The organism is Comamonas jiangduensis (assembly GCF_030162955.1).
Classification (GTDB): domain Bacteria; phylum Pseudomonadota; class Gammaproteobacteria; order Burkholderiales; family Burkholderiaceae_C; genus Comamonas; species Comamonas jiangduensis.
Window position 1 is genome coordinate 1 of sequence record NZ_JARXOV010000038.1, and the last position, 1,607, is coordinate 1,607.

Genomic DNA, 1,607 nt, shown 5'->3' on the forward strand with positions numbered 1-1,607 from the left:
AGCTTGCCGCTGGCTTTTAGATAACGGTATCGCGCCCAACATGCGGGAAGTTGAAAAGCTAGTGCCTGCAGAAATCTTGAGCCCTATCTCCAACACATGGGATGCGATTCGAGAAGTTCGCCAATACATTGAAAGTAGCGAGCATGCAACTGCGGGAATCTGTGACAACGCATATCCTCGAAAGCTAGTAATGGACTAAGCCACCGAATACCCCTTCAAACCAAAGGCCGCCTCCTTCAACACTGAGAGAGGCGGCCTTTTTGCGTGTCTACATCCTTAGTTAAGGCACAAAAAAAGCCCGTCTGAAGAATTCAAACGAGCTTGCACTGAAGTCTTAAATTCCTAACACAAAATTGCAATAAAGCAAAATGTGTCCTAACAGGAAATAAAGCATAAGCTGTCCAGTGCGGCCACTTTATGCTTAACGGCACACAGAGATCCATGCCGCGAGCGGGCTTGAGATGGAGCGGGTGATGGGAATCGAACCCACGCTATTTGCTTGGGAAGCAAAAGTTCTACCATTGAACTACACCCGCATTTGCTCTGCCCTTGTTTTCAAGAAAGAAAACGCTATAAATTATCCATCTACAGCGGGCAAATATTTAGCAACCGCGCTATCTTAACACCGCCCCACTTGATCCAAAAAAACTGTTGTACAGCACACTGGGCTGTCCCTAGGCAGGTAGACAAACCCGGTCTAGCTTTGGGTACCAACTGTGATGTGGACGTTGTGCCCATCAGTCCAGCTCTTGCACTCCGCCACCTGAAACCGTCAGGATTTGCCCACTGATCCACGCAGCAGCGGGGCTACACAGGAAAAGTGCAGCATTCGCCATATCCTGCGGCTCTCCCAAACGGTGAATCGGTGTGTGGCTCAGCATCCTTGCTTCAATTTCCGGGCTCAAAACCGACTCCAAGGCCGCAGTGCGCGTTGCGCCAGGCGCAATTCCATTGACTCGAATCCCCTTATCTCCCAAGTCAAATGCGATATTGCGTACCAAATGACTGGTGGCAGCCTTGGACGATGCGTAGGCAGCCATGCGTTTGTTTTTGTTTTCTGCGGACATGGAAGTGATTGCCAAGATAGCACCGCCGCCCGCTTTTTCCATCTCTGGTGCTGCCAGTTGCGCCAGCCGAAAAAGCGAGAAGACGTTGAGATCAAACGCGCGCCGAAAGTCAGCCATCGGCATATCAAATGGTTTGGGCCCGCCGCCGCCCGCATTGCTCACCAAAATCGTGAGCTTGCCAAGGTGCTCCACGGTCTCTTGCACCAAGGTTTCAAGGTTGTGCTCTTGTGTCACATCACACGGAATATTCACTGCACGCCCGCCCTTGCGCGCAATAGCTTGGACCACTGCTTCAGCCGTGGACTGCTGCAAATCGCTGACCACCACTGCAGCCCCTGCTGCCGCAAAAGTTTCTGCGATAGCGCGCCCAATACCGGCGCCGGTCACGACTGCCACCTGTCCTTCTAGCGTGAAATCTGCTGGGTTGTACATTGCGCACCTCCTGTTAGATGAATGCTTGGCAGGCCATCTTCAGCTGAAACCACGTTGGCGCCATAGCTTCACAGCACTAGAGAGATTGCTCACCAGCGTTTTTCATCG

2 protein-coding genes and 1 tRNA gene are annotated in these 1,607 nt (G+C 52.0%); 1 reads left to right on the forward strand and 2 read right to left on the reverse strand.

What is annotated here, in order from left to right:
* On the forward strand, nucleotides 1-199 hold a 199-nt coding region (locus QEP12_RS16810; RefSeq protein ID WP_284214977.1), incomplete at its 5' end, for a hypothetical protein.
* A gap of 263 nt (nucleotides 200-462) precedes the next feature.
* Here the strand turns inward: QEP12_RS16810 and QEP12_RS16815 are convergent.
* Nucleotides 463-536: transfer RNA gene (locus QEP12_RS16815), tRNA-Gly, on the reverse strand.
* A gap of 201 nt (nucleotides 537-737) precedes the next feature.
* Complete coding sequence (gene hdhA, locus QEP12_RS16820) at nucleotides 738-1,499, reverse strand: 7-alpha-hydroxysteroid dehydrogenase (protein WP_284214978.1); 762 nt, start codon at nucleotides 1,497-1,499, stop codon at nucleotides 738-740.
* Nucleotides 1,500-1,607: the final 108 nt, after the last annotated feature.

Excerpts from the sequence above, each read along its gene's own strand:
- hdhA (WP_284214978.1), bottom strand. The coding sequence starts at position 1,499 with ATGTACAACCCAGCAGATTTCACGCTAGAAGGACAGGTGGCAGTCGTG.